This window comes from Rhodococcus sp. (in: high G+C Gram-positive bacteria) (assembly GCF_049591685.1).
GTDB lineage: Bacteria > Actinomycetota > Actinomycetes > Mycobacteriales > Mycobacteriaceae > Rhodococcoides.
In genome coordinates, this window is the sequence record NZ_JBAWFH010000404.1 from 1 (window position 1) to 25252 (window position 25252).

The 25252-nt window shown below is 65.4% G+C and carries 24 protein-coding genes and 1 pseudogene; 14 read left to right on the forward strand and 11 right to left on the reverse strand.

From position 1 onward, the window contains the following. From WBQ44_RS17095 to hemE, 3 genes and pseudogenes are all read right to left on the reverse strand, one after another. A pseudogene (locus WBQ44_RS17095) lies at nucleotides 1–116 on the reverse strand (hydrogen peroxide-dependent heme synthase); the annotation flags it as partial. A gap of 5 nt (nucleotides 117–121) precedes the next feature. Continuing rightward, nucleotides 122–1483 carry a protoporphyrinogen oxidase gene (locus WBQ44_RS17100; RefSeq protein WP_495567866.1) on the reverse strand — a complete coding sequence of 454 codons (1362 nt, stop codon included), beginning with the start codon at nucleotides 1481–1483 and terminating at the stop codon, nucleotides 122–124. Continuing rightward, nucleotides 1480–2544 (reverse strand): uroporphyrinogen decarboxylase, encoded by a 1065-nt coding sequence (gene hemE / locus WBQ44_RS17105; RefSeq protein WP_495567867.1) that lies wholly within the window; start codon nucleotides 2542–2544, stop codon nucleotides 1480–1482. The genes WBQ44_RS17100 and hemE overlap by 4 nt, the downstream gene beginning before the upstream one ends. A 149-nt stretch (nucleotides 2545–2693) precedes the next feature. Here hemE and WBQ44_RS17110 point away from each other — a divergent pair, with 149 nt between their 5' ends. From WBQ44_RS17110 to WBQ44_RS17140, 7 genes are all read left to right on the forward strand, one after another. After that, the gene (locus tag WBQ44_RS17110) at nucleotides 2694–3302 is read left to right on the forward strand and encodes a DUF3000 domain-containing protein (RefSeq protein ID WP_495567868.1); all 609 of its coding nucleotides are present in this window, start codon (nucleotides 2694–2696) and stop codon (nucleotides 3300–3302) included. A gap of 41 nt (nucleotides 3303–3343) precedes the next feature. Further along, nucleotides 3344–4651, forward strand: a complete 1308-nt coding sequence (locus tag WBQ44_RS17115; RefSeq protein WP_495567869.1) for an HRDC domain-containing protein — start codon at nucleotides 3344–3346, stop codon at nucleotides 4649–4651. 72 nt (nucleotides 4652–4723) lie between these two features. Beyond that, complete coding sequence (locus WBQ44_RS17120) at nucleotides 4724–5983, forward strand: thiolase family protein (RefSeq protein ID WP_495567870.1); 1260 nt, start codon at nucleotides 4724–4726, stop codon at nucleotides 5981–5983. Further along, nucleotides 5980–8085 carry a 3-hydroxyacyl-CoA dehydrogenase NAD-binding domain-containing protein gene (locus tag WBQ44_RS17125; RefSeq protein WP_495567871.1) on the forward strand — a complete coding sequence of 702 codons (2106 nt, stop codon included), beginning with the start codon at nucleotides 5980–5982 and terminating at the stop codon, nucleotides 8083–8085. Before WBQ44_RS17120 ends, WBQ44_RS17125 begins: the two co-directional genes overlap by 4 nt. Before the next feature lie 100 nt (nucleotides 8086–8185). Then, nucleotides 8186–8335, forward strand: coding sequence for a hypothetical protein (locus tag WBQ44_RS17130; protein WP_495567872.1), 150 nt, complete (start codon nucleotides 8186–8188; stop codon nucleotides 8333–8335). Between the two features lie 245 nt (nucleotides 8336–8580). Further along, nucleotides 8581–9978 carry a sugar porter family MFS transporter gene (locus WBQ44_RS17135; RefSeq protein ID WP_495567889.1) on the forward strand — a complete coding sequence of 466 codons (1398 nt, stop codon included), beginning with the start codon at nucleotides 8581–8583 and terminating at the stop codon, nucleotides 9976–9978. Between the two features lie 23 nt (nucleotides 9979–10001). Next, nucleotides 10002–10286 (forward strand): YciI family protein, encoded by a 285-nt coding sequence (locus WBQ44_RS17140; protein ID WP_495567873.1) that lies wholly within the window; start codon nucleotides 10002–10004, stop codon nucleotides 10284–10286. A gap of 4 nt (nucleotides 10287–10290) precedes the next feature. Here the strand turns inward: WBQ44_RS17140 and dxs are convergent, their stop codons facing one another. Beyond that, entirely contained in the window at nucleotides 10291–12168 is a 1878-nt protein-coding gene (gene dxs / locus WBQ44_RS17145) for a 1-deoxy-D-xylulose-5-phosphate synthase (RefSeq protein ID WP_495567874.1), read from the reverse strand. Nucleotides 12169–12379: 211 nt separating this feature from the next. On the opposite strand from dxs, the gene glsA reads away from it, so the two are divergent. Then, nucleotides 12380–14206, forward strand: coding sequence for a glutaminase A (gene glsA / locus WBQ44_RS17150; protein WP_495567875.1), 1827 nt, complete (start codon nucleotides 12380–12382; stop codon nucleotides 14204–14206). 35 nt (nucleotides 14207–14241) lie between these two features. On the opposite strand, the gene WBQ44_RS17155 is transcribed toward glsA, so the two are convergent. Together WBQ44_RS17155 and WBQ44_RS17160 are read right to left on the reverse strand one after the other, a co-directional pair. Beyond that, a complete protein-coding gene (locus tag WBQ44_RS17155; protein ID WP_495567876.1) occupies nucleotides 14242–14997 on the reverse strand; it encodes an anti-sigma factor in 756 nt (251 codons plus the stop codon). Continuing rightward, nucleotides 14994–15743: a sigma-70 family RNA polymerase sigma factor gene (locus tag WBQ44_RS17160; RefSeq protein ID WP_495567877.1), complete on the reverse strand. Its 750-nt coding sequence runs from the start codon at nucleotides 15741–15743 to the stop codon at nucleotides 14994–14996. Before WBQ44_RS17160 ends, WBQ44_RS17155 begins: the two co-directional genes overlap by 4 nt. Nucleotides 15744–15869: 126 nt before the next feature. Between WBQ44_RS17160 and WBQ44_RS17165 the strand changes: the two genes are divergently transcribed. Beyond that, nucleotides 15870–16838 carry an ATP-binding cassette domain-containing protein gene (locus tag WBQ44_RS17165; protein WP_495567878.1) on the forward strand — a complete coding sequence of 323 codons (969 nt, stop codon included), beginning with the start codon at nucleotides 15870–15872 and terminating at the stop codon, nucleotides 16836–16838. Then, nucleotides 16835–17674 (forward strand): ABC transporter permease, encoded by an 840-nt coding sequence (locus tag WBQ44_RS17170; protein WP_495567879.1) that lies wholly within the window; start codon nucleotides 16835–16837, stop codon nucleotides 17672–17674. Before WBQ44_RS17165 ends, WBQ44_RS17170 begins: the two co-directional genes overlap by 4 nt. A 1-nt stretch (nucleotide 17675) precedes the next feature. Here the strand turns inward: WBQ44_RS17170 and WBQ44_RS17175 are convergent, their stop codons facing one another. Continuing rightward, nucleotides 17676–18209, reverse strand: coding sequence for a CGNR zinc finger domain-containing protein (locus WBQ44_RS17175; RefSeq protein WP_495567880.1), 534 nt, complete (start codon nucleotides 18207–18209; stop codon nucleotides 17676–17678). A gap of 26 nt (nucleotides 18210–18235) precedes the next feature. Between WBQ44_RS17175 and WBQ44_RS17180 the strand changes: the two genes are divergently transcribed. Continuing rightward, nucleotides 18236–18418 (forward strand): hypothetical protein, encoded by a 183-nt coding sequence (locus WBQ44_RS17180; protein WP_495567881.1) that lies wholly within the window; start codon nucleotides 18236–18238, stop codon nucleotides 18416–18418. On the opposite strand, the gene WBQ44_RS17185 is transcribed toward WBQ44_RS17180, so the two are convergent. The 3 genes from WBQ44_RS17185 to WBQ44_RS17195 all read right to left on the reverse strand — a co-directional run bounded on the left by WBQ44_RS17185 (nucleotide 18409) and on the right by WBQ44_RS17195 (nucleotide 22767). Then, nucleotides 18409–18978 (reverse strand): ABC transporter substrate-binding protein, encoded by a 570-nt coding sequence (locus WBQ44_RS17185; protein ID WP_495567882.1) that lies wholly within the window; start codon nucleotides 18976–18978, stop codon nucleotides 18409–18411. The genes WBQ44_RS17180 and WBQ44_RS17185 overlap by 10 nt on opposite strands. 487 nt (nucleotides 18979–19465) lie before the next feature. After that, nucleotides 19466–20746, reverse strand: coding sequence for a class I SAM-dependent RNA methyltransferase (locus WBQ44_RS17190; protein ID WP_495567883.1), 1281 nt, complete (start codon nucleotides 20744–20746; stop codon nucleotides 19466–19468). Then, nucleotides 20743–22767, reverse strand: coding sequence for an APC family permease (locus WBQ44_RS17195; protein WP_495567884.1), 2025 nt, complete (start codon nucleotides 22765–22767; stop codon nucleotides 20743–20745). The genes WBQ44_RS17190 and WBQ44_RS17195 overlap by 4 nt, the downstream gene beginning before the upstream one ends. Before the next feature lie 204 nt (nucleotides 22768–22971). On the opposite strand from WBQ44_RS17195, the gene WBQ44_RS17200 reads away from it, so the two are divergent. From WBQ44_RS17200 to WBQ44_RS17210, 3 genes are read left to right on the forward strand one after another with little or no spacing between them, the layout of a single operon-like run. Further along, the gene (locus WBQ44_RS17200; RefSeq protein ID WP_495567885.1) at nucleotides 22972–23637 is read left to right on the forward strand and encodes a potassium channel family protein; all 666 of its coding nucleotides are present in this window, start codon (nucleotides 22972–22974) and stop codon (nucleotides 23635–23637) included. Nucleotides 23638–23683: 46 nt separating this feature from the next. Then, entirely contained in the window at nucleotides 23684–24343 is a 660-nt protein-coding gene (locus WBQ44_RS17205) for a potassium channel family protein (RefSeq protein ID WP_495567886.1), read from the forward strand. After that, the gene (locus WBQ44_RS17210; protein WP_495567887.1) at nucleotides 24340–24633 is read left to right on the forward strand and encodes a GNAT family N-acetyltransferase; all 294 of its coding nucleotides are present in this window, start codon (nucleotides 24340–24342) and stop codon (nucleotides 24631–24633) included. The genes WBQ44_RS17205 and WBQ44_RS17210 overlap by 4 nt, the downstream gene beginning before the upstream one ends. Here the strand turns inward: WBQ44_RS17210 and WBQ44_RS17215 are convergent. Beyond that, nucleotides 24596–25252 (reverse strand): DUF3159 domain-containing protein (locus WBQ44_RS17215; protein ID WP_495567888.1); only part of this gene is annotated, 657 nt, incomplete at its 5' end. The two genes, WBQ44_RS17210 and WBQ44_RS17215, sit on opposite strands and share 38 nt — an antisense overlap.

A 25252-nucleotide genomic window follows, 5' to 3' on the forward strand; every position in this document is an offset into this window, starting at 1 on the left:
GCTTGTTTCGCGGCCTCTGCGCGATCATCGCCCAGAACGCCCGGTGTGACCTTGTACACCGAGAACATCAGGTAGCGGAGGGTGGAATTGAGCGCGGAGTAGTCGAGGCGTGCCATGCCCTCTATCGTGCCACCTCGCACACGGCCGCGGCAGCTCTGGTGGCCGATGCGACACACGCGGGTACGCCCACTCCGCCGCCCCAGGCACCTGCAACCGCGACACCGGGGACCTGGGCGACGGCAGATAAGATCTCCGCGACCCGATCGAGGTGTCCGGGCGCGTACTGGGGCAAGCCGCCGGGCCAGCGCTGAACGATCGATGCCGTCGGCGCGGCGTCGATGCCGGTTGCGGTGCGCAAGTCGCCAACGGCGAGCTCGACCAGATCTTCGTCGCTCGCGGACAGGTGGGCATCGTCCCCGAACCGCCCGAGTGAGGCGCGAAGCAACGGCACGCTGCGGTCGGCAAGGTGATCCCATTTACGGCTCGACAGGGTGAACGCCTTGACGTCGAGTCCGGCGTCCGTTGCGACGAGAACCCCTGAGTTGTCGGGTAGCTCGGTTCCAACGGGAAGCGCCATGGCAACGACGACGGAGGACGCGAGCCGAATCTCGGCAGCGGCGGCCGATGCGTCGGGTACGGCGTCGGAAAGGATGTGCGCCAGCGCGGGCGCGGGTACGGCGAGTACGACGATGTCGACGTGTCCGATCGGGTCGACTCGCCATCCTCGGCGCTCGCCGCAGATCGAGGTGACCGTGGTTCCCATCGTGATTCGCGCGTTCGCGCCGGCAATGAGCGCATCGACCAACACGCCGTAGCCATCGCGGAGGGCGCCGAACACCGGACCGGCACTCGGGGTCGGAAGCGCGCGCTCCACGGCTGCGCTGAGGCTGGGCGCTCCGTCGTCCAGAGCGGCAGCGAGCGTCGGGAGGCCAGCGCGGACGCCGATGGAATCGGACAGCCCCGAATAGACGCCCCCCAGCAGCGGATCGACCGATCGGTGCAACACCTGCTCGCCGAACCGCGCGCCGACGAGCTCGGCGACGCTGACGTCGGTTGCCTTGTCCCACTGCAACGGCGTAGCGGGCTCGCGGGCAATGGAGTCGAGAGTCGCGTCGTCGACGAGACCCGCCATGCTCGCCGCGTCGGCCGGAATGCCCATCAACGTTCCCGCGGGCATGGGGTGCAGGGCTCCGTCGGCATAGATGAGCGGGCGCCGGCCAGCCGGATGTACCAGCTGATCTGCAATGCCCAGCTCTGCCATGAGTGCGGGGACCTCGGGGCGTCGTCCGATGAACGCTTCGGCTCCGATGTCGAGTGGTCCTCCGGCGAGCTCGACGGTGCGTACGGCGCCACCGAGCCGATCGGACGCTTCGACGATGGTGATGTCGGCGTCCGGCCCCAGGGTCGTGCGCAGTCGGTATGCCGCGGCGAGACCGCTGATGCCGCCCCCGACCACCGCCGCCTTCACCGCACCGCGGCTCACAGTGAGTGCACCAACTCCACGACACGGGTCAGAACATCCGGGTCGGTGTCCGGAAGAACGCCGTGACCGAGGTTGAACACATGACCGATCGCGCCCGCCTCCAGTGCGCGATCGGCTTCGGCGACGATGCGTCTGACCTCGCTCTCCACGGCGTCCCAGCCCGCGAACAGCACCGCCGGGTCGAGGTTCCCCTGCAATGCCTTCCCCGGGCCGACCCGTCGGGCCGCGTCGTCGAGCGGAATGCGCCAATCGACGCCCACGACGTCCGCGCCGGCCTCACCCATCGCTCCGAGCAGTTCTCCCGTGCCGACGCCGAAGTGGATCTTGGGTACGCCCGCCGGGGACACCGCATCGAACACCTTCGTCGAGTGCGGCAGGACGAACTCGCGGTAGTCGGCCAGCGAGAGGGCTCCCGCCCACGAGTCGAACAGTTGAACGGCATCGACACCTGCACCGATCTGAGCCTGCAGGAAAGTGATCGTGGTGTCGGCGAGCGCGTCGAGCAGCGCGTGCCACGTGGTCGGATCCGAGCGCATCAGCGCCTTCGTCTTTTCGTGATTGCGGCTGGGACCACCCTCGACGAGGTACGACGCCAGCGTGAACGGCGCACCGGCGAAGCCGATCAACGCCGTCTCGCCCAGCTCTGAAGTCAAGAAGCGGACTGCCTCGGCAACCGGTGCGACCTGCCCCGCGTCGAGGGTGGGGAGGGCAGCGACGTCCGCGGCGGAACGGACCGGATTCGCGATAACCGGCCCGGTGCCTGCGACGATGTCGAGATCGATGCCCGCGGCCTTGAGCGGCACCACGATGTCGGAGAACAGGATCGCTGCGTCGACGCCGTGGCGACGGACCGGCTGCATCGTGATCTCGGCGACCAGATCGGCATCGAAACACGATTCGAGCATGCCGACGCCCGCTCTGATCTTGCGGTATTCGGGCAACGAGCGGCCTGCCTGGCGCATGAACCAGACCGGTCGCCGCGACGGCGCCCTACCCGCAACGGACGCCAAGAGCGGTGCGTCGGGAAGAGTGCGGCGGGGCGAAGGCGAGTCGGTGTTCATCGACGTCCATGCTGCCACGTCGCGCAGACAGTACGTCGACGCAGGTCCGACCCGGGTTCGCCGTTCGGCGGCATCGGCGTGTCGCGGGTTGGTCTCGACTCGGCGCGCCTCCGACGAACCAGAACGTGAGAAGTCTAACGTCCGATCTCGTGACCAAACCCGGATCCTCTGCCGAGCCTGCGCCGTTTCGATCGGCTGTCGAGGCTATGCACCGGGCCGTCGTGCATCCGGCTATCGAAATCGGTCCGATTCGGCCTCCCCAACGTCTCGCACCCTTCAGCTACGCGATCGGCGCCGAGGTACAGCACCCGACGGGTCCCGGCGGTGAGGACGTCGGCGAGCAGTCGGACGGCGACGCGTTCGGTCGTTTGATTCTGCTGTACGACCCGGACGGCGACGAAGCGTGGAACGGAACCATGCGGCTCGTCGCGTACATTCAGGCCGACGTCGACGAGTCACTGGCGTCCGACCCGTTGCTTCCCGAGGTCGGGTGGAGCTGGCTGGTCGACGCGTTGGAGAGTCGGTCCGAGCCGTTGACCGCGCTGGGCGGCACGGTCACCTCGACAAGCTCGGTGCGGTACGGCGACATCGCCGGACCTCCCAAGGCGCATCAGCTCGAACTGCGCGCGTCGTGGACAGCCGGGTCGGTCGAGCTCGCGTCGCACGTCGAGGCGTTCTGCGAGGTGTTGGCCTACGCCGCCGGGCTCCCTCCTGCCGGGATCACCGAGCTGTCCGGTCGCGACAAGAACCGGACGTAGTTCGCGCGCGGGGCCGGTAGCAGGGCTTAGAGTCTTCTTTCATGTCAGCGACCAGTTCCAGTGACGCGTCCGATGTGACGGACCCAGTTCTTCCGGGCGGGGCAGTCACCGAAGACGACGCACCGGCCGCCGTTCCTTTGCTCGTCCCGGCCGACGGCGTGCCCGCAGTGGTGAACACCGCCGACGGGGTCGTGACAGCCGCGAAGCTGCTTGCAGGAGGCCACGGTCCGCTGGCGGTCGACGCCGAGCGTGCATCGGGCTTCCGCTACTCCCAGCGCGCGTACCTACTGCAGTTCCGGCGCCGCGGCGCCGGGACCGTGCTCCTCGATCCGATTCCGGTCGCCGGCGCGCTACAACCTCTGGCGGAGGTTATCGAAACGCTCGAGTGGGTCCTGCACTCGGCCGATCAGGATCTGCCGGGCCTCGCGGAACTGGGACTGGTTCCCGCGTCGCTGTACGACACCGAACTCGCGGGCCGGCTGGCCGGTTTCGACCGAGTAGGGCTCGGCGCCATCGTCGAACGGACGCTGGGGTTGTCGCTGCAAAAGGGTCACGGAGCCGCCGACTGGTCGACGCGACCGTTGCCGGAGACCTGGCTCAACTATGCGGCTCTCGACGTCGAGGTGCTGCTCGAACTACGTGATGCGATGGCGGAAGAACTCGAGCGGCAGGGCAAGACCGATTGGGCGGCACAGGAATTCGCTCATATTCTCACTCTCGGTCCGCCCGCGCCGAAGCCGGACCGCTGGCGCCGCACGTCCGGAATACACGCCATCAAATCGCAGCGTGTTCTCGCGGCGGTGCGCGAACTATGGGAGACCCGCGACGAATTGGCCCGACGCCGCGACATCGCGCCCAGTCGGGTGCTTCCTGACTCGGCCATCGTCGCCGCTGCGAGCGCCGACCCGAAGACCGAGACCGAGTTGCGCGCCCTCCCCGTGTTCGGTGGCCCCCGGCAGCGTCGTTCGGCCAATGTGTGGTTGTCGGCTCTCGAACGCGCCCGGCGCTTGCCCGCCGCCGAGTTGCCCCCGAAATCGGCGCCCTTCGACGGTCCCCCGCCCGTCAACAGATGGGCTCGACGCGACCCCGAGGCCGCCGAACGGTTGGCCGCGGTGCGCGCAGCCATGACCGAGTTGAGCGAGAAGGTTTCGGTACCGGTGGAGAATCTGCTTCTGCCGGACGTGCTGCGGCGACTCGTCTGGGCCTGGAAGCCGGTCCGCGACGCCGCCGAGGCCCGCGCCGTCGTCGATGCCGAACTGACCGACGGGCGAGCACGCCCCTGGCAGCGTGAGCTGGTGGCACCCGTACTCGTGGACGCGCTGACCCCTCGTCAAGTTACCGACGGGTAATAGCAGCTAGAGTGAGCGGCGACCCGGCGTCGGCCGGGCCATTCGACCGCATCTTCTCGGGAGGATCGAAGCGTGTCTGTACCCGCGTCCACCAATTCACAGCGGAATGTCGTGTTCGTCGACGGCATCCGCACCCCGTTCGGTAAAGCAGGCCCCAAGGGCATGTACGCCGACACCCGCGCCGACGATCTGGTCGTCAAGGCCATCCGCGAGCTGTTGCGGAAGAATCCCTCCTTGCCGCCCGAACGCATCGACGAGGTCGCGATCGCCGCCACCACCCAGACGGGCGACCAGGGCCTGACCATCGGCCGCACGTCCGCTCTGTTGGCCGGCCTCCCCCGCAGCGTGCCCGGATTCGCGATCGACCGCATGTGCGCCGGCGCGATGACGTCGGTGACCACCACCGGTTCCGGTATCGGCTTCGGCCAGTACGACGTGGTCATCGCCGGCGGTGTCGAGCACATGGGCAGGCACCCGATGGGCGAGGGTGTCGACCCCAACCCACGCTTTCTTGCCGACAAGCTCGTCGACCCCAGCGCCCTTGTCATGGGCAACACGGCCGAGAACCTGCACGACAGGTTCCCGACCATCACCAAGGACCGCACGGACGCCTACGCCGCCGCGAGCCAGGAAAAGTACGACACGGCAAAGAAGGCCGGCTACCTGGCTGACACCCTCGTACCGGTTGCGACCAGATCCGCAGCGGGCTGGGGATTGGCCACCGAGGACGAACCGCCCCGCCCCGGCACGACCGTCGAAGACCTCGCGAAGCTCAAGACGCCGTTCCGGCCGGCCGGCCGCGTCACCGCGGGTAACGCAGCGGGTCTCAACGACGGAGCGACGGCCGCCATCCTCGCCGGCGAAGACACCGCTCACGAGTTGGGCCTGAACATCGGCATGCGCATGGTCGGCTTCTCGTTCGCCGGCGTCGACCCCGCGGTCATGGGCATCGGCCCGGTACCTGCCACCGAAAAACTGCTCGGTCGAACAGGTTTGAGCATGGACGACATCGGCCTCTTCGAAATCAACGAAGCATTCGCCGTGCAGGTCCTCGCCTTCCTCGAGCACTACGGAATCGCCGACGACGACCCCCGTGTCAACCAATGGGGCGGCGCCATCGCGTGTGGCCACCCACTCGCGTCCTCGGGAGTGCGCCTCATGACACAGCTGAGCCGCCAGTTCGCACAGCAGCCTGACGTCCGTTACGGCCTGACGACCATGTGCATCGGCCTCGGTATGGGCGGAACCGTCATCTGGGAGAACCCGAATCACTCCGACTACTCGGGTGTGAAGCCTGCAGGAACGACCGATGAGGCAGGAGCAGCCAAATGAGTGACATCACCACTGCCTTCACCGACGAGGTAGTCACCGACGCCTACACCAAGATCATTTCGGTGCCGGGCCTGGAGGGCTCGATCGCACTGATCACGCTCGACAACGGCCACGACCACACCAAGCCGTCCACCTTCGGTCCCGGCGGTCTGACGAGGCTCGACGAAGCGCTCGACGAAGCATTCGCAGCCAACCCCGTCGCCATTGCGGTCACAGGCAAGCCCTTCATCTTCGCGGTCGGCGCGGATCTGGGCGGTGTGCCGAACATCAAGACCAAAGAAGAAGCACTGCAGATCGGCCGGCTCGGTCACCGCGTGTTCCGCCGGCTGCGTGAATCCGAGGTCCCCACCTTCGCCTTCGTCAACGGCGCTGCTCTCGGTGGTGGCCTCGAGGTCGCACTCCATTCGCACTACCGGACGGTCGCCGACAACGCTGCGGCTCTCGGACTGCCCGAAGCCTTCCTCGGGTTGGTTCCGGGCTGGGGCGGAACGCAGTTGCTGCCCAACATCATCGGCGCATCCAACGCCGTCACCGTTGTCATCGAAAACGCGCTCAACCAGAACCGCACCCTGAAGCCGCAGCAGGCCCTCGACCTCGGTATCGCCGACGTCGTCCTGGGCGGCGCGGACTTCATCGAGCAGTCACTCGCCTGGGCCGTCGAGGTGCTGAACGGGGACGTCATCCCCGCGCGCCCGGAAATCGACCGCGGCCAGGCGTGGGACGACGCCGTCGCTCGGGCTCGCGGAATCGTCGCGGGAAAGACGGGCAATTTCGCCCCCGGACCCGTTGCGGCAGTCGACCTGCTCGAACTGGCCAAGTCCACCGACATCACGGACTCCGCGTCGCTCGACAAGGCGTTCGCAGCCGAGGACGAGGCGCTGTCCACCCTGCTGGTCAAGGACGAACTCCGCGCCGGGCTCTACGCATTCGATCTGGTCCAGAAGCGCGCCAGGCGTCCCGCCGGTGCACCGGACAAGTCTCTCGCGCGCAAGATCTCCGGCGTCGGCATCGTCGGCGCGGGCCTCATGGCGAGTCAGCTGGCGTTGCTGTTCGTGCGCCAATTGAAGGTGCCGGTCATCCTCACCGATATCGACCAGCAGCGCATCGACAAGGGCGTCGACTACGTGCACGGCGAGATCGACAAGCTCGTCGGAAAGAAGCGCCTGTCCCCCGACGCCGCCAATCGCCTCAAGGCACTGGTCACCGGCTCGATCGACAAAGCGGCGTTCGCGCAGACCGACTTCGTCATCGAAGCCGTGTTCGAGAACCTCGAGGTCAAGAAGAAGGTCTTCGGAGAGGTCGAGGAGTTCGTCTCGCCCGAGACCATTCTCGCGACCAACACCTCGTCGCTGTCGATCACCGAGATGTCCGCGGATCTGCAGCATCCCGAACGCGTCGTCGGATTCCACTTCTTCAATCCCGTTGCCGTACTTCCCCTGCTGGAGGTCGTCAAGGGCGCAAGAACCGACGATGCCACTCTCGCAACCGCTTTCGCCACTGCGAAGACACTCAAGAAGTCCGCGGTCCTGTCTGCGGACCTCCCGGGATTCGTGTTCAACCGTCTCGTGACGCGCGCATCCAACGAGATCATCATGGCCATCGACGAAGGCACACCCTTCGACGTGGCCGACGGAGCAGTCGGCGAACTCGGAATGCCGATGAGTCCGCTCACGCTGCTGGCACTCGTCGGTCCGGCCGTCGCGCTGCACACAGCCGAGACCCTTGCCGCGGCGTACCCGGAGCGGTTCAAAGACTCCCCCGGGTTCCGCGCACTCGTCGAGGCAAAGAAGCCTGGCGTGTGGACCTACGGTCCCGAAGGCCAGATCGTCGACCCCGAGGTGGCCGACCTGTGGCCGCAGGGCGATTCGCCGTCCACCGGTGAACAGGTTCTCGACCGCACCCGGCGCGCGATTGCCGACGAGATCCGCATCATGCTCGACGAGGGCGTCGTCGCAGCACCGCAGGACATCGACCTCTGCCTGCTCCTCGGCGGCGGGTTCGGGTTCTGGAACGGCGGCATCACCCCGTATCTCGACCGCACCGGCACATCGGAAGCGGTGACCGGCAAGCGGTTCCTCGCACAGGGCGTCGCGAACGTCTAGTCCGACCCGCGAACCCACGAAGCCCGGCACTCACGACGAGTGCCGGGCTTCGTGCTGTGCACCGCTGTCACATTCCGATGGCCTGCCTCGTCGTACAGCTATGAAACCGAAGACCGGTCGGGTAGCGGACATGGGTGGGCCACGAGAAGAACGCATGGTGGACATGGTGCGCGCCTATGCGCCCTCGATTGCAGGGACGCCGGCACACCTGGGCGGGCGGATAGTCGAGGTGCCGCTTCCCGGCGCATAGGGGAAGGCCCTGCGTGACGGAACCCTGCTGCCTCTGGCGGGCGCACACCACAGCTCCCAGACGTTCGCGGCATGGCTGGCAAGTTCGAACACGTAGCAGGTCGCACTTCGTCGGCGACCGTCTCGAGTCACCCTGGTGGGTGAAAAGCTTCGATTCTTGCCACTTCTCACGTACGAGGGGTCCATCATGACCTCAGTACCCGGAGACGGAGTCGGTACCGACCGAGAAGAAAGCTGGCTTTGATGATGACGCAGCCTGCAGACCGCCACACCGCCAAAGTCATCGGAGTCACCGTTGCCGCCGCGGTCGGCGGATTCCTGTTCGGCTTCGACAGTTCGGTGGTCAACGGCGCCGTCGATTCCATCCAGGAGAACTTCGGGCTGAGTTCCTTCGTCACCGGATTCGCCGTCGCTATTGCATTGCTGGGTTGCGCGGTGGGCGCCTGGTTCGCCGGGCGACTCGCGGACTCGTGGGGCCGAAAGAAAGTCATGGTGCTCGGCTCCGCCCTGTTCACCGTTTCGTCGGTCGGATCGGGCTTCGCTTTCAGCATTCCGGACCTGATGCTCTGGCGTGTTCTCGGCGGGCTCGGCATCGGAATCGCGTCGGTCATTGCGCCGGCGTACATCTCGGAGATCGCCCCCGCTCGCTATCGCGGTGGGCTCACTTCCCTGCAACAGCTCGCGATCACCGTCGGCATCTTCGCTGCCCTGCTGTCCGACGCAGTTCTGCAGAACGCGGCGGGCGGCCCGTCCAACGACCTGTGGTTCGGGCTGGAAGCGTGGCGCTGGATGTTCTTGGTCGGCGTCGTACCGGCGCTGATCTACGGCGTGCTGGCCACGCTGATACCCGAGTCACCTCGATACCTGGTCGGCAAACACCTCGACGAAGAGGCGGCTCGCGTGCTCAGCGAGATCTCCGGGGAGGTGCACCCGAACGAACGCGTCAAGGAAATCAGACTGACCCTGCGGCGCGAAGAGAAGTCGTCACTGGCCGACATCCGCGGCCCCAAGTTCGGCCTCCAACCCATCGTGTGGGTGGGGATCACGATGGCTGTGCTGCAACAACTGGTCGGTATCAACGCCATCTTCTACTACTCCACGACCCTGTGGAAGTCCGTTGGATTCTCCGAGAACCAGTCGTTTGTCACCTCGGTGATCACCGCCGTCATCAACGTGATCATGACGTTCGTCGCGATTCTCTTCGTAGATCGGTTCGGAAGAAAGAACTTGCTGCAGATAGGTTCGGTCGGCATGTTCGTCGGACTCGTACTGGCCGCGGTGTCGTTCACCCAATCGGTGGGTTCCGGCGACGACATCACCCTCCCCGCCCCCTGGGGGCCGGTCGCACTGGTCGGCGCCAACCTGTTCGTCGTGTTCTTCGCGGCAACCTGGGGCCCGATCATGTGGGTGATGCTGGGTGAGATGTTCCCCAACAACATGCGAGCGGTGGCGCTCGGTATCAGCACGGCCGCCAACTGGGTCGCCAACTTCGGGATCACCCTGGCGTTTCCGCCGCTGACGCAGTCCATCGGACTCGGGTTCATCTATGCGTTCTTCGCGCTCTTCGCACTGCTGTCGTACTTCTTCGTCAAGTTCAAGATCCGAGAGACGAAGGGAATGGAACTGGAGGACATGGTCCTCTGACCCGCTCGAGAGAGGAAACCGTCATGTCGATGTTCATCGTCGAGTACTCGTACACCCCCGAGACGTCGGGCGGGCGGGACGATCACCGCACCGACCATCGCGCGTGGATTCACGAAATGGTGCGGCGCAAGATCATTCGATCGTCCGGGCCGCTGGCCGACCACAGCGGTGCCATGTTCGTCGTTTCCGCCGCGAACGCCGACGCGGTGGCTCGGCTGTTCGCGCACGATCCGTTCGCGCGCGCCGGCCTTGTCGACGATGTCCGTATTACCGAGTGGGCACCCGCGACAGGCGAGTTCAGCAGCTGACGATCTAGATGGCCTTGGCCCAGCCTGCAATGCGCTGGGTCAGGTCGGCGGCGGACAAGCCCAGTTCGCGGTGAATCTGCTCACGCGATGCGTGGTCGAGGAATCGTTGCGGCACACCGACATCGCGGCACACGGTGCCGACACCGACAGCGCGGATAGCGGCCGACACGCTGGATCCGATGCCGCCGCTCACTCCCGAATCTTCGAGGGTGACGACGAGGGTGTAATCCTCCGCGAGCTTGAGCAACGCCTCGGGCACGGGCAACACCCAGCGGGGATCGACCACTGCAACCGACAATCCGAGTTCACTCAGCCCGGCAGCGGTGTCCAGGGCCAATGACGCGAACACACCGACTGCGACGATGAGAATGTCGCCGGACGCCTTCTCCGGCTCGACGAGCACATCCACGACACCGTCGAGCCTTCGAACGGACGGGATATCTTGCGTGACAGCACCTTTCGGGAATCGAAGGGCTGTCGGCCCATTGTCGACCGCGAGTGCTTCGGCGAGTTCTTCGCGAAGCGTCGCTCCGTCTCGAGGTGCTGCAACGCGCATCCCCGGAACGATGCCGAGCAATGACATGTCCCACATGCCGTTATGGCTCGCACCGTCGGCACCCGTCACTCCGGCACGGTCCAGAACGAGGGTCACCGGCAGATTCAACAGAGCGACATCCATCAGGAGTTGGTCGAACGCACGGTTGAGGAAGGTCGAATACACCGCGACCACCGGATGTAGTCCTCCGAGCGCAAGCCCTGCCGCCGAGGTGATCGCGTGCTGCTCGGCGATGCCGACGTCGAACAGTCGGTCCGGGTAGGCCTCGCCGAATGCTGCCAGCCCGGTGGGGCCCGCCATGGCGGCTGTGATCGCGACGATGTCGTGTCGATCCGCAGCCTGGGCGATCAGTTCCGCGGAGAAGACCGACGTCCAGTCCGGCGCGGACTGCGATCGCGCGAGTCCCGTCAGCGGATCGATGACTCCGGTGGCATGCATCTGATCCGCGACGTTGTTCTCTGCGTGCGAATACCCCATGCCCTTACGGGTCACGGCATGGACGATGACCGGGCCGCCGTACGTCTTGGCGCGTCGCAGAGCGGATTCGAGAGCCTGCTCGTCGTGGCCGTCCACCGGACCCAAGTATTTGATACCGAGATCGGTGAACAGAACCTGCGGGCTGATGGCGTCCTTCACGCCCGCTTTCATTCCGTGCAGCATGGCGTAGGCGGTCCGGCCCACGAACGGAATCCGGCGCACCATGCGTCGGCCGTTGTCGAGAACACGCTCGTAGCCTGGCTGCAACCGCAGCGCAGCGAGGTGATCGGCAAGTCCACCGATGGTCGGAGCGTACGAGCGCCCGTTGTCGTTGACGACGATGACGAGCGACCGATCCCTGCCCGCGGCGATGTTGTTGAGGGCTTCCCAGCACATTCCGCCGGTCAGAGCACCGTCACCCACCACGGCGACCACGTGTTGATCTTGACCGGTGAGCTCGAAGGCTTTGGCGAGTCCGTCGGCGTATGACAGCGACGCCGACGCGTGCGAGGACTCGACCCAGTCGTGTTCGCTCTCGGCCCGGCACGGATAGCCGGAGAGGCCACCCTGCTTGCGAAGAGAGCCGAACTCGCCGGCGCGGCCGGTGATCATCTTATGGACGTACGACTGATGGCCGGTGTCCCAGATGATCGGGTCGTTCGGCGAATCGAAGGTGCGGTGGATTGCCAGGGTCAGTTCGACGACGCCGAGATTGGGCCCCAGGTGGCCGCCCGTCGCGGACACCGTCTCGACCAGGAATTCACGAATCTCTCCGGCCAGATCGGTTACCTCGGACGGGGCCAACCGGCGCAAGTCCTCGGGCGTCTGAACCCTCGCTAGGACACCCAACGAGATCGCTCCCTCCGGCCGGAAAACTCTTGTCGATGAAATCTGATGGTCGTACACACGAGCAACGAACTGTTCTTCACTCTCGATCAGCACAGTCTACTGGGTTGCCGCCCGTCGGCGACGCGTCGGTGATCACACGGCACACGCATCGATCACACGGCACACGCATCGATCACACGGCGCACGCATCAATTACGCATAGGGTCGCATCATGCCGACCGTTGTCGATCACATTCTCGCGCACGTGTACGAACTCTGCCGGGAGAACACGTCCGGAACCGTTGCGGATTACATTCCCGAACTCGCGGCGGTCGCACCCGACGGCTTCGGTATCGCGTTGGCCACCAGTGACGGCTACGTCTACGAAATCGGCGACACGGCAGTGCCGTTCACGATCCAATCGATCTCCAAGCCGTTCACCTACGGGCTTGCGCTTGCGGACCGGGGCGAAGCTGCGGTCGCTCACAAGATCGACGTCGAGCCGTCCGGCGAACCGTTCAATCAGATCAGTCTCGATCCCGTCACCGAGCGCCCCCGCAACCCGATGATCAACGCCGGCGCCATCACGGCGGCCTCCCTCGTGTCCGGTGACTCTCCCGACAAACGATTCGAGCGCATCCGAGCGGCGTACTCGCGCTACGCCGGTCGCGAACTGACGTTCAATGCCGACGTCTACAGATCCGAGGCCAGAACGGGTAATCGCAACCGTGCGATCGGCTACATGCTCCGCTCGTTCGACATCCTCGAGGACGACCCCGAAGCGGCGGTCGACCTGTATTTCCGACAGTGCTCGATCGACGTGACCACTGCGGACCTCGCAATGATGGCGGCCACCATGGCGAACAACGGCGTCAATCCCCGAACCAGGGAGCGAGCCCTCGACCCCGCCCTCGTCGAACGGGTCCTGAGCGTGATGACGACGTGCGGGATGTACAACGGTGCGGGCGACTGGGTTGCCCGAGTCGGCATGCCGGCCAAGAGCGGAGTCGGCGGAGGGGTTCTCGCTGTACTTCCGGGGCAGATGGGCATTGCCGTCTACTCGCCGAGACTCGACCCACACGGCAACAGCGTCCGAGGGGTCGACGCGTGCCGGGAACTGTCGAGCAAATTGGAACTGCACTTCCTGCATGTCACCCGCGCGGCCCGTTCTGCAATTCGTAGCCGCTACACGGTCGCCGAGGCGCCCTCGCGGAAGAGACGCAGTGAGGTCGAACAAACGGCGCTTGCGGCTGTCGGACAACGGGCCCGAGTGTACGAACTGCACGGTGACCTGCTGTTCGCCGGCGCCGAGACCGCAGTCAGGGAGATCGGCAACCTCGAGGAAGAACTGGATGCACTGGTACTCGACGTCCGCGGCGTCGGCGAGGTCAGCGACGTCGCCCGCCAGATGTTCGGCGCGCTGCGCGCGCAACTCACTTCGCGGGGGTGCCGCGCATCGCTCGTCGACCCGCGTGCGGTGATGGGCCAGAAGGTGTCGAGTGTCGATGCGGGCGCTCCCGGAGGCCGCGTGTTCTCCGATCTGGGCTCCGCTGTTCAGTGGGCAGAGGAGCTGCTGCTCGACCGACACTGCGTCGGCCCCCGCCAGCCCGAGAAGGTACGGTTGCGCGATCATCCGACGCTGAGCGGGCTCGGCGCCGAGCAATACGATCGGGTTGCCGAAGCGATCGAGGTGCGAACCTACGCACCGGACGAGGTGATCGTTCGGAGCGGCGACGCAGCGGCCGGACTGTTTCTGATCTTGGCCGGCGAACTGAGCTCGACGTACACGGCCCCCGGTGGCACTCGGCATCGCATCTCCACGTTGTCTCCGGGCATGAGCTTCGGCGAGATGCCGCTGCTCGCGCGTACCCCGTTCGTACTCGACTTCCGCGCGGACACCGAGTTGACGGTGGCGGTGGTATCCGTCGCCGATTTCGATTCCATGACCTGCGACGACACGACAGTCGGATTGGCACTGCTGCGCAATCTGGCTACGGGCGCCTACATGCAGATGAACACGGCGATCAAGTCCCTGGGTCAGTTCGACGTCGGGCGCTGAGCGCTCGACGTCGAACCAGCCTCAGCCGACATGGCTCATGCGTCCAAGGTGACCATCGTGAGCACTTCGGTGGGCTGCGGCGAGCCACCTGCCGGCTCGAGCGAGAACGCGAAGTTCGTCGCCCCGCCCATTCCCGGGATGACGGTTCCGTTGTCACCGTCCAACAGGTCCGGTGTCACCAGGCCCACCGAACGAGGTGTGCCGTCGACGAACCACATTTGATAGTCCTGACCCGGCGCCGGAGCAGCGACACCGTCGAGCTGGACGACCACCGAATCCGACTCGCGCGAGTAGGAGATCGTCGCAGTGCCGCCACTCGGGAACGAAGCGATTGCCTCGCGGGCGTCGGGCGCCGCGACGATCTGCTCGCCCTGACTCGGGGCCGGATCGTTACCGACCACCTGCGTCACGACCACGGCGCCGCCGATTGCCACGACCACGGCTGCGGCGGCAGCCATAAGACTGGTCCGCATGCGATTGCCGCGACGCTCGCGGTGTCGCGCCATGCTGGACACGTTGGACGCCGCAGCCGGCGGCGTCACCTGTTCCGTGCGCGGGATGCGCTCCAACACGCGGCTTTTCAGCGCCGCCGGGGGCTCCGTGGCATCGAGCACCGAGATCAGAGCCAGCGTTTCCTGTATTTCACCGACGAGAACGCTGAATTGCAGACGGGCCGTGTCGTCGACGGAGGCGAGGTCGCGTTCGATCTCAGCTTGTTCGGCCGCGCTCACCGCGTGGAGGGCGTATACCTCGGCGGCATCGAGCAGCCGTTGTCGCGATGCTTCACTCATGAGGGTGTCACCCCCAAACATGTCTTCAACTTGATCAGTCCGTCCCGTATGCGCGATTTGATGGTCGGGACGGCTACACCGAGCCGTTCCGCCACTTCGCGGTAAGTCCATCCGCTGTAGTAAGCCATTCGTACCGACTCGCGTTGCGTATCGGTCAGAGTGTCGAGACATGCGATCACTGCGTCCGATTCGAGACGCTGCGTCACTGCCTCGAGCACCTCGTCGTGCTCGCGCGTGTGACTGATCGCTCCGTACGCCGCCTCTCGGTCGGTGCCGGACTGCTCGGATCGAACCCTGTCCACCGCGCGACGGTGAGCCAGCGTCATGATCCAGGCAAGGGGGCTCCCCTGGTTCGGGTCGTAGTTCGGCGCAGACTTCCAGATCTGGAGGAAGACTTCCTGCGTCGTCTCCTCGCTGTACCCCGGATCCCGGAGAACCCTGAGCACCATTCCGTACACACGCGCCGACGTGGCGTCGTACAACTCCGCAAAAGCGCGCTGATCACCTCCGGCAACAGCGGCCAACAAGCGACGCAGGCGCTCGGCCTCGTCTGCACGAAGGTTTCGTAGCTGGGCACTCGGGACCGCACACACCGGGCCCACAGCATTACCTGCAACCGACGGGTCCTCTTCTGAATCCGGTGCTCCCTGGTACGGCGAGCCCGTATTCGGGTCGGTGCTCACCGGAACAAGGTCCCAACGGATTCGATTCTGATCGCGTTCATTGATCAAGAGAGTAGTGCTCATGTGGCTCTCACACCGAAACCTCCGCGTTTTCCCGCCGCACAACATATTCGGTGCATCACCCGGAACGGATGGCTGCGCAGGTAAACCAATTGCACGGTCGAGTGCGATCCAGGACAATCTGCAGGAATGGGACACGTGCCGGCCATCGAAACATCGGGCCTGATCAAGCGCTTCGGCGACAACATCGCGGTGGACGGAATAGACCTCGCGGTACCGACCGGGGGTGTATACGGGGTTCTCGGGCCCAACGGAGCGGGCAAGACCACCACCATCCGCATGCTCGCCACCCTTCTCCCGATCGACGGCGGAAGTGCCCGCGTACTCGGTCACGACGTCGCCACGGAGGCCGACACCGTCCGCAGCAAGGTCTCGTTGACGGGGCAGTTCGCATCGCTCGACGAGGACCTGACGGGCGTCGAGAATCTGATTCTGCTCGCGCGCCTCTACGGGTACTCCCGACAGGCTGCGCGGTCGCGTGCAGACGAACTGCTCACCGCCTTCGATATTGCCGACGCCGGCGGACGCCAGGTCAAGACCTATTCGGGCGGTATGCGTCGCCGCATCGACATCGCGGCGAGCATCATCGTCACGCCCGAGTTGATCTTTCTCGACGAGCCGACCACGGGCCTGGACCCACGCAGCCGAAATCAGGTGTGGGAGATCGTGCGGGCGTTGGTCGACGGCGGCACGACGGTATTGCTGACGACGCAGTATCTCGACGAGGCCGACCAGCTCGCCGGACGTATCGCGGTGATCGACCGCGGCAAGGTCATCGCCGAGGGCACCACCGGTGAACTGAAGGCGTCGGTCGGTGCCGGTTCACTGCACGTGCGCGTCGATCCCGCCCGCAGGGCCGAGGCGGCCGACATCTTGCGGACCATTCTCACCGAGCCCGTCACCGTCGAAGCCGACCCGGCCGCACTATCCGCTCGGCTCGACTCGGCGTCGTCGGTCGCGGCGGCGCTCCCGGCCTTCGAGCAAGCCGGAATCGCGGTGGCGTCGTTCGCCATCGGTCAACCCAGCCTCGACGAGGTATTTCTTGCCCTCACCGGTCATCCCACGGACGAGAGCACCGACACGGAGAAGGCATCATGACTGTTTCGACAACCAAGTCGACCGCAGAACCCACCGCGGTCGTGGCCGTGCTTCGAAGCGCAGGGCCTCGCCCCGCACGCCCGAGCGCACTGTCCACCTCGTTCTCCTTCGGCTGGCGTGCGCTCCTCAAGATCAAGCACGTTCCCGAGCAACTGTTCGACGTGACCATGTTCCCCATCATGTTCACGCTGTTGTTCACGTACCTCTTCGGCGGCGCCCTGGCCGGCTCGACCGACGCCTACATCCAGTTTCTGTTGCCCGGCATTCTCGTGCAGACCGTGGTGATGATCACGATGTACACGGGCGTGACGCTGAACAAGGACATCGAGAAGGGGGTTTTCGATCGCTTCCGCTCGCTACCGATCTGGCGCCCGTCGCCGCTGGTCGGTGCACTGTTCGGCGATGTGGTCCGATATTCGTTGGCGTCGGTGATCGTGCTGGCCCTCGGCGTCGCCATCGGTTTTCGGCCGGAGGGCGGCATCGTCGGTGTCGTGCTGTCGATCGCGCTGCTGCTGGTGTTCTCGTTCTGCCTGTCGTGGGTGTGGACGATGATCGCGATGATCGTCCGCACGGAAGCCGCCGTGATGGGCGTATCGATGTTCATCCTGTTCCCGCTGACGTTCGCGAGCAACATTTTCGTCGATCCGCAGACGATGCCGGGGTGGCTGCGAGCATTCGTCGAGGTCAATCCCGTGAGCATGCTGGTGACATCGATCCGGTCCCTGATGGCCGGCAACCTCGACGCGACGGCATTGGCCGTGACGGCCGTCATGTGCGCCGGGTTCCTCGCGATTTTCGGGCCCATCACCATGCGCCTTTACAACCGCAAGACCTGATTCACCCCGCGCGAGCCGCAGTAGCCCGCGCCCGATGTCGGCGGACTGCGTCGCGGTTCGAACATGCCGTGCCGCAGTATCGTTGGCGTCCGGTACGCGAGACGTCGGCGAACACCGTGTCGCACCCCTCGGCGGCGCAGCGACCCAACCGGTCCATCCCTCGGCCTGTCAGGTGCAGAGCGGTCCCGACGGCGACGAGGGCGCGAACCACCGACCCGAGCGGCATGTTCGGATCCCGATAGTGCATGTGCCAGCCGTCCCCGGCGTGGTTCGTCAGTCGTGGGTACGCCGACGCCCGCGCGAGCAAGCCGTTGAGAACATCGGCGCGCTCGGTGTCGGACTGTGCGTCGACGATGTCGACCCACTCGGCGAGGAACGCCGAGATGTCCTTCAGGTCCGCGTCGGTTGCGGGGGTGTCGACCACGAGTCCGGCGTCGATGCACCGTCGTTCCAACTCGTCCGCGGAGAGGGGCGGCGAGTTGAGGAGGTCGACGCCCAGCTGAACCGCATACGTTCCGTAAGGGTTGATGTGCACAAGACCATTACAGCACAGTGGTCGTCATGCACTCGAACACTCACACCGCCCACGTCCATCACTGGTCGACCGCGAGCCGCCACGCCACCAGCCAGGGCACCGTCATCTACCAGCACTGCACGTGCGGTGCGCAGCGCGTCCTCACCTCCGCAGCCTGGGAGCCGATGCCCGTGGCTGTCGTCGACGCGCACTCCGGGCATCACCCCTGAAGACGCTCCGCCGCCAACGGCACCACGGTATCCAGAGCGAACTGCGCCGACAGAATGGAATTGGCGGAATAGGACTTCGCGACGGCCGGATCGTCGAATACCACCGCCCTGCCGTCGCGCACCGCCGGAATCGCCTGAAAGAGCGGGTCAACGGTCACGTCGGCGGGCGACTTCTCGATGGGGAACACGAGCACGAGATCGGCGTCGAGGGTGTTCAGTTCCTCCGCGGACACCGGCACCGAGAACCCCTTGGCAGGGAGCGCGTCGACGACCGGATTCTGGACGAACCCGAGCTTGCGCATGAAGACGACCCTGGAATTGGCCGCAACGTAGGCGCCGTAGCCCGAGCCGCTGAACGCGCCGACCGTGACGGTCTTACCTGCGAATTGGGGATGTTCGGCAGCCGCGTTCTCGAAATCGGAATCGAGTTCCGCCAGCAGCTGTGCGCCCCTGTCGACTTCCCCCAGCGCAGCGGCGACCATCGTCACCTGATGCTCGATGGTGGTCAGATAGTTGTCTGCTCCCTCGGGCAACGCGATGGTCGGTGCGATCTGTGACAACTTGTCGTAACGACCGACGATCGCCCGAGCTCTTCGTGTCGAGGATCACGTCGGGCACCAGTGCGGCCACCGCCTCGTACGCCGGTTCCTGCGTGCCGATGATCTCCGGTGCTTCGTCGTACACACCGTCGGCCCACGGTCCGACACCGTCGCCGCCGAACGCAAGCCAATCGCTCGCACCGACCGGTTGCACACCGAGAGCAAGCGCAGTTTCAGCGTCGGACCAGCCGAGAGCGACCACCCGTTGCGGTCGGGCGTCGACCGTCACCGCACCGAACTTGGTGTCGACCGAGACGGGAAATGCACCGTCCGACGACGCGTCTGCTGTGCCCTCGGAGGTGGGAGCGGTGTCGGCGGAACACGACACGAGCATCGCGGTTGCAGCTACGGCCGCGAAGACGAACATGAACTATTTTTCTGGCGCATCTTGCGCGAGCGAATCACCCGATCAAACTACTCGAGCAATTCGGTTTCGTGGGGTGTCAGCTCAGCGGACGAACACGCCGATGCACTCGAGATGATGACTCAGCGGGAACGCGTCGAAGGCGCGTAGATCGGCAAGTTCGTACGCGGCATCGAGGTAGAGCCTGGCGTCACGAGCGAACGACGCCGGATCGCAACCGATGTGAACGATGCGCTTGGGTTGCCGACCAACCACGGCAGCGACGACGTCCTTACCTGCTCCCGCCCGCGGTGGATCGAGTACGACGACGTCGGGTGTGGGCAACGCGGCCCACGCTCGTTCCACCCGGCCCGGCGAAAACGTCACCTGCGGGAGATCGGACAGCGCGCGCTGTCCGTCGGCGGCGGCGCGTGTGGACGACTCGACGCTCACGACCCGCCCGTCTGCACCGACGCCACCGGCGAGCGCAGCCGCGAACACTCCGACGCCGCCATAGAGATCCCAGGCAGTGGAGCCGGGCTCGACGTCTGCCCATTCGGCGACGACATCGCTGTACACCTGCGGTGCGCCGCGATGCGCCTGCCAGAAACCGGTCGCGTCGAGTTCCCAGGTACGTGCGGAGACGAATTCGTGCACGCGTCCACTGCCTCCAGCCAATCGATCGCCGGACACGACTTTCTCGGCACGCGGGCGCGTGGACGCAGCGCGCCTGGCAGACGCCCCACGGCGACCAGGCGACCGGCGTCCGGTACGCGATACCTCGGCGGGGGCGATTTCCACCACGTGGCGTTCGCTGTTCCCGTCCACAGCGACGACGATCTCCGAACCCGGACGCCAAAGCTCGCCGTCCAGGCCGTCGAACGCTCCGGGCATCGCCTGCGGGCACGCGAGGTCGGTGACGATGGACGAGCTGCGGTGTCGGTGGAAACCGGCGCGGCCTGCGTCGTCGACCGCGAGACGGACACGAGTTCGCCACCCGGTGCCGTCACCGGTGAACGGCAGCTCTTCGACCGTCACATTCCGGTCGATACCGGCAACGCGGCGCAGCTGCTCGGCCGCCACCGCCGACTTCATCGACCGCCCTGCAGCGACCGTCGCGTGCGAGTAATCGCAGCAACCCGATCCACCGGGGCCGGAGATCGGGCACAGCGGATCCACTCGGTCGGCGGAGGCGGTGATGATCTCCGTCGCGTCCGCTCTGCAGAACGATCCGCCGCGATCTTCGGTCACCGTCGCCCGGACGACTTCTCCCGGCAAGCCGTGCCGAACGAACATCACGCGCCCGTCGTGCCGCGCCACACAGAATCCGCCGTGACCCGGCGCTCCGAGCGTGACCTCGAAGGTCTCCCCCAGCCACTCCGTCATAGCTGCTTCCCCGACGAGTCGCTGCCGCGGCGTGACGGCGGTTCGTATCCTCGGCGGGACGCACCCGGAGCATTCTCGACCGTTTCACGCTTGGCGTTCTCCGACGAGCGAAGCTGCCAGGGAACGCTCGTCACCATGACGCCGGGCTGAAACAGCAGCCGCGATTTCAGGCGGAGTGCGCTCTGGTTGTGCAGAATCTGCTCCCACCAGTGCCCGACGACGTATTCCGGGATGAACACCGTCACCACGTCCCGAGGAGAGTCGCGTCTGACGCGCTTCACGTAGTCGAGAACGGGCTTGGTGATCTCTCGATACGGCGACTCGACCACCTTGAGCGGCACGGTGACGTCGCTGGCCTCCCACGCACGGACGAGCTGGCGAGTGTCGGGTTCGTCGACGTTGACGGTGATGGCCTCGAGGGTGTCGGGGCGAGTCGCACGCGCATACGCCAGCGCGCGCAGCGTCGGCATGTGCAGTTTCGACACGAGCACGATGGAATGTGTCCGGCTGGGCAGAACGCCGTCCCATTCCTCGTTCTCGAGCTCCCTGGCGACGGTGTCGTAGTGCTTTCGAATCATTCGCATCAGTCCGAAAATCGCGACCATGGCCACGATCGCGATCCAGGCCCCCGCGGCGAACTTGGTCACGAGAACGATGACGAGCACAGTGCCCGTCATCGCCAGACCGACCGAGTTGATGACGCGTGAGCGCACCATGCGTCGGCGAGCCTCCGGGTCCTGCTCGGTCTTCAGCAATCTCGTCCAGTGCCGGATCATGCCGGTTTGGCTCAGGGTGAACGAGACGAACACCCCGACGATGTAGAGCTGGATCAGCTTGGTGACCTCGGCCCCGAAGACGATGACGAAGGCGATGGCAGCTCCGGACAGGAAGAGGATGCCGTTGCTGAAGGCGAGGCGATCGCCGCGAGTGTGTAGTTGGCGCGGAAGATATCGATCCTGCGCAAGCACCGATCCGAGTACGGGAAATCCATTGAACGCGGTGTTCGCAGCCAACACGAGGATCAGCGCGGTCACGATGGTGATGAAGAAGAACCCCACGGGAAAACCGGAGAACACCGTTTCGGCGAGCTGGGCAATGAGCGTCTTCTGCTGGTAGCCCTCGGGCGCGCCCACCAGCTGGGTTGCCGGATCCGCCGCGTAGTTGATACCGACCTTCTGCGCCAGGACGATGATGCCCATCAACAGCGTGATACCGATGGTGCCGAGAAGCAGCAGCGTCGTTGCTGCGTTGCGCGACTTGGGCTTTCGGAATGCGGGCACCCCGTTACTGATGGCTTCGACACCGGTCAACGCTGCACATCCCGACGAGAACGCTCGCGCGATGAGAAACGCGAACGCGATTCCGTAGAGGTGGGAGTCCTCGGCTTTCAGTTCGTACGCTGCCGATTCTGCCCGCACGTCGTCCCCGAACACGTACACCCGAACCAGACCCCACACGAGCATGAGCACCATGCCCACCATGAATGCGTAGGTGGGAATGGCAAATGCTGCTCCCGATTCGCGGATTCCGCGCAGATTGATCGAGGTGATCACAACGATGGCCAGGACCGCGAAAACTACCTTGTGTTCGTTGACGAGAGGGATGGCCGATCCGATGTTCGACGCGGCCGCCGAGATGGACACGGCCACGGTCAGCACGTAATCGACCATCAGCGCGCTGCCGACCGTCAGGCCTGCGGTCGGACCGAGGTTGACCGTCGCGACCTCGTAGTCGCCGCCCCCGGATGGATAGGCATGCACGTTCTGGCGGTAGCTGGCGACCACCACCGCCATAACCACGCAGACGGCGAGGCCGATCCACGGGGTGAATGCGTACGCGGAGATCCCCGCCACCGACAGGACGAGGAAGATCTCCTCGGGCGCATACGCGACCGACGACATGGCGTCCGATGCGAACACGGGTAGGGCGATGCGCTTGGGCAGGAGCGTGTTGCCGAGCTTGTCGCTCCGAAACGGCCTGCCGAGCACGAGCCGCTTGGCGGCGGTCGAAACCTTGGACACGGTGCAAAGCGTAGGCCGTCGCAATCTCGGTCGACCACCGGAGCGCCGAAAGCGGCTGAGCACTTCCCGGCGCGCGCCCGAATTGCCCCGGCTGACGCCGACTCGCCCGGTCCGCCACTCGATTCCTGATGGTCGGACCGTTACGTTGGTGCAGGCGCTCACAGGCGCCCGGAACGACGCACTACATCCGAATGGAGCTGGGCTGTGTACGTAGTGGTGATGGGATGCGGCCGAGTCGGCGCATCGCTGGCCGGCGCTCTCGCACGCATCGGTCACGAAGTGGCCATCATCGACCGTGACGAAAATGCGTTCCTGCGGCTGGACCCCTCGTTCGACGGTCACCGCGTGGTCGGCATGGGTTTCGACCGGGACGTACTCGTCAAGTCCGGCATCGAGAAGGCCGAGGCCTTCGCCGCGGTGTCGTCGGGCGACAACTCCAACATCATCGCCGCCCGCGTCGCTCGCGAGACGTTCGGCGTCGAGAAGGTCGTCGCCCGGATCTACGACGCCAAACGCGCTGCCGTGTACGAGCGCCTCGGAATTCCGACGGTCGCCACCGTTCCCTGGGCCACCGACCGGTTCCTGCACAATCTCCTGCGTGACGATCCCACCACCAAGTGGCGTGACCCGTCGGGGAGCGTTGCAGTGGTACTGCTCGACATCCACGAGGGGTGGATCGGCAAGAAGCTGTCCCTGTTGGAAGATTCGACGCATTCGCGTGTGGCGTTCCTCATCCGGTTCGGCACGGGTTTGCTTCCGGACAAGAAGACCGTCATTCAATCCGACGACGAAATCTACGTCGCGGCCGTGTCGGGAACAGTGGCCGAAGCGATTGCTCTCGCCTCGAATCCCCCGCCCACCGATGACTGAGCCGTCCGATGACTGAGACCCATTCACACGAGAAGAACGGGACTTCATGAGAGTCGCAATCGCAGGTGCAGGCGCCGTCGGCAGATCCATTGCGCGCGAACTGATTCGCAGCGATCACTCCGTCATGCTCTTGGAGCGCAAACTCGATCACGTCGACCGCGAAGCTATTCCCGAGGCCGAATGGGTGCTCGCCGACGCCTGTGAGCTGACGTTGCTCGAGGCATCGCGCCTCGAGACGTACGACGTCGTCATTGCCGCGACGGGTGACGACAAAACGAATTTGGTGCTCAGCCTGCTCGCCAAGACCGAGTTCGGTGTCAACCGAGTCGTGGCTCGTGTCAACGATCCACGAAACGAGTGGTTGTTCGACTCCTCGTGGGGCGTCGACGTGGCAGTGTCCACCCCGCGCATGTTGGCGTCGCTCGTCGAGGAAGCGGTGTCGGTGGGCGACCTCGTGCATCTGATGACCTTCCGCAAGGGTCAGGCCAACCTGGTCGAGGTGACGCTTCCGGAGAACACGCCGCTCGCGGGCAAGCCGGTCAAGAAGCTGTCGTTGCCCCGCGACGCAGCCCTCGTGACCATTCTGCGCGGCGGGCGCGTGATCGTTCCCCAGCAGGACGACCCGCTCGAGGGTGGTGACGAATTGCTGTTCGTCACCTCGGTGGAAGTGGAGAACGAGTTGCGCGCTGCGGTGGGCCTGCTGTGAACATCGATCGAGACGCGGCCGTTGTCCGCGACAACCCGGAGCAGAGTCGCTACGAAATCGTCGCCGGCACGCAGGTGGCGGGTATCGAGCAGTACTCACGCGACGGCGACGTCGTCACATTTCTGCACACCGAGGTGTACCCGCAGTTCGAGGGACTCGGTTTCGCCGGTGTTCTGGTGGGTGCCGCACTCGACGACCTACGGAGCCGAGGACTTCGGGTCCGTCCGGAATGCAGTTACGTGGTGAGCTTTCTCACGAAGCATCCCGAGTATCGAGATCTCGTGGCGTGACCGCCGATTCGACGCTGCTGCTCTCGGCCAGAGCGCGATCGGCCCTGCGCACCGCCCAGAAAGTCACGAGCAGCGCGACGCCGGTGAGCGGCCACCCCATGCCGATCCGGGCAGCTGCCAGCCAACCCGTTTCGTCGGCGTCGTAGAGCTGGGACTGCACAAGGTACCGAGCCGCGAACACGACGGCCCACGCAACCGTGGCGATGTCATAAGCAACGACGGCGCGCCGGTTGCTGCGCCAGGAGGTGCCCTTGCTGTTGAGATAACCCCAGGCGACGCCTACGAGTGGCCATCGCGCGATGATCGACACCACGAATACACCGGCATACGCCAGTGAGGTGTAGATGCCGAACAGAAAGTATCCCTTGGCGTCACCCGTGCGGTATGCGATGAAGGCGCAGATGCCCACGCCGAAGAATCCGGAGATTGCGGGCTGAATCGGAACGCGCTGTACCAGCCGCCAGACCATCACACCCAGGGCGACTGCCAGTGCCGACCAGATCGCTGCGGCCAATCCGAAGAAACTGTTGGCCGGGACGAATACGAGTACGGGCAGGGTGGACGACACCAGACCCGTGAGACCACCGAGCTGCTCGAGGATGGTCTGTTCCCGCGGTTC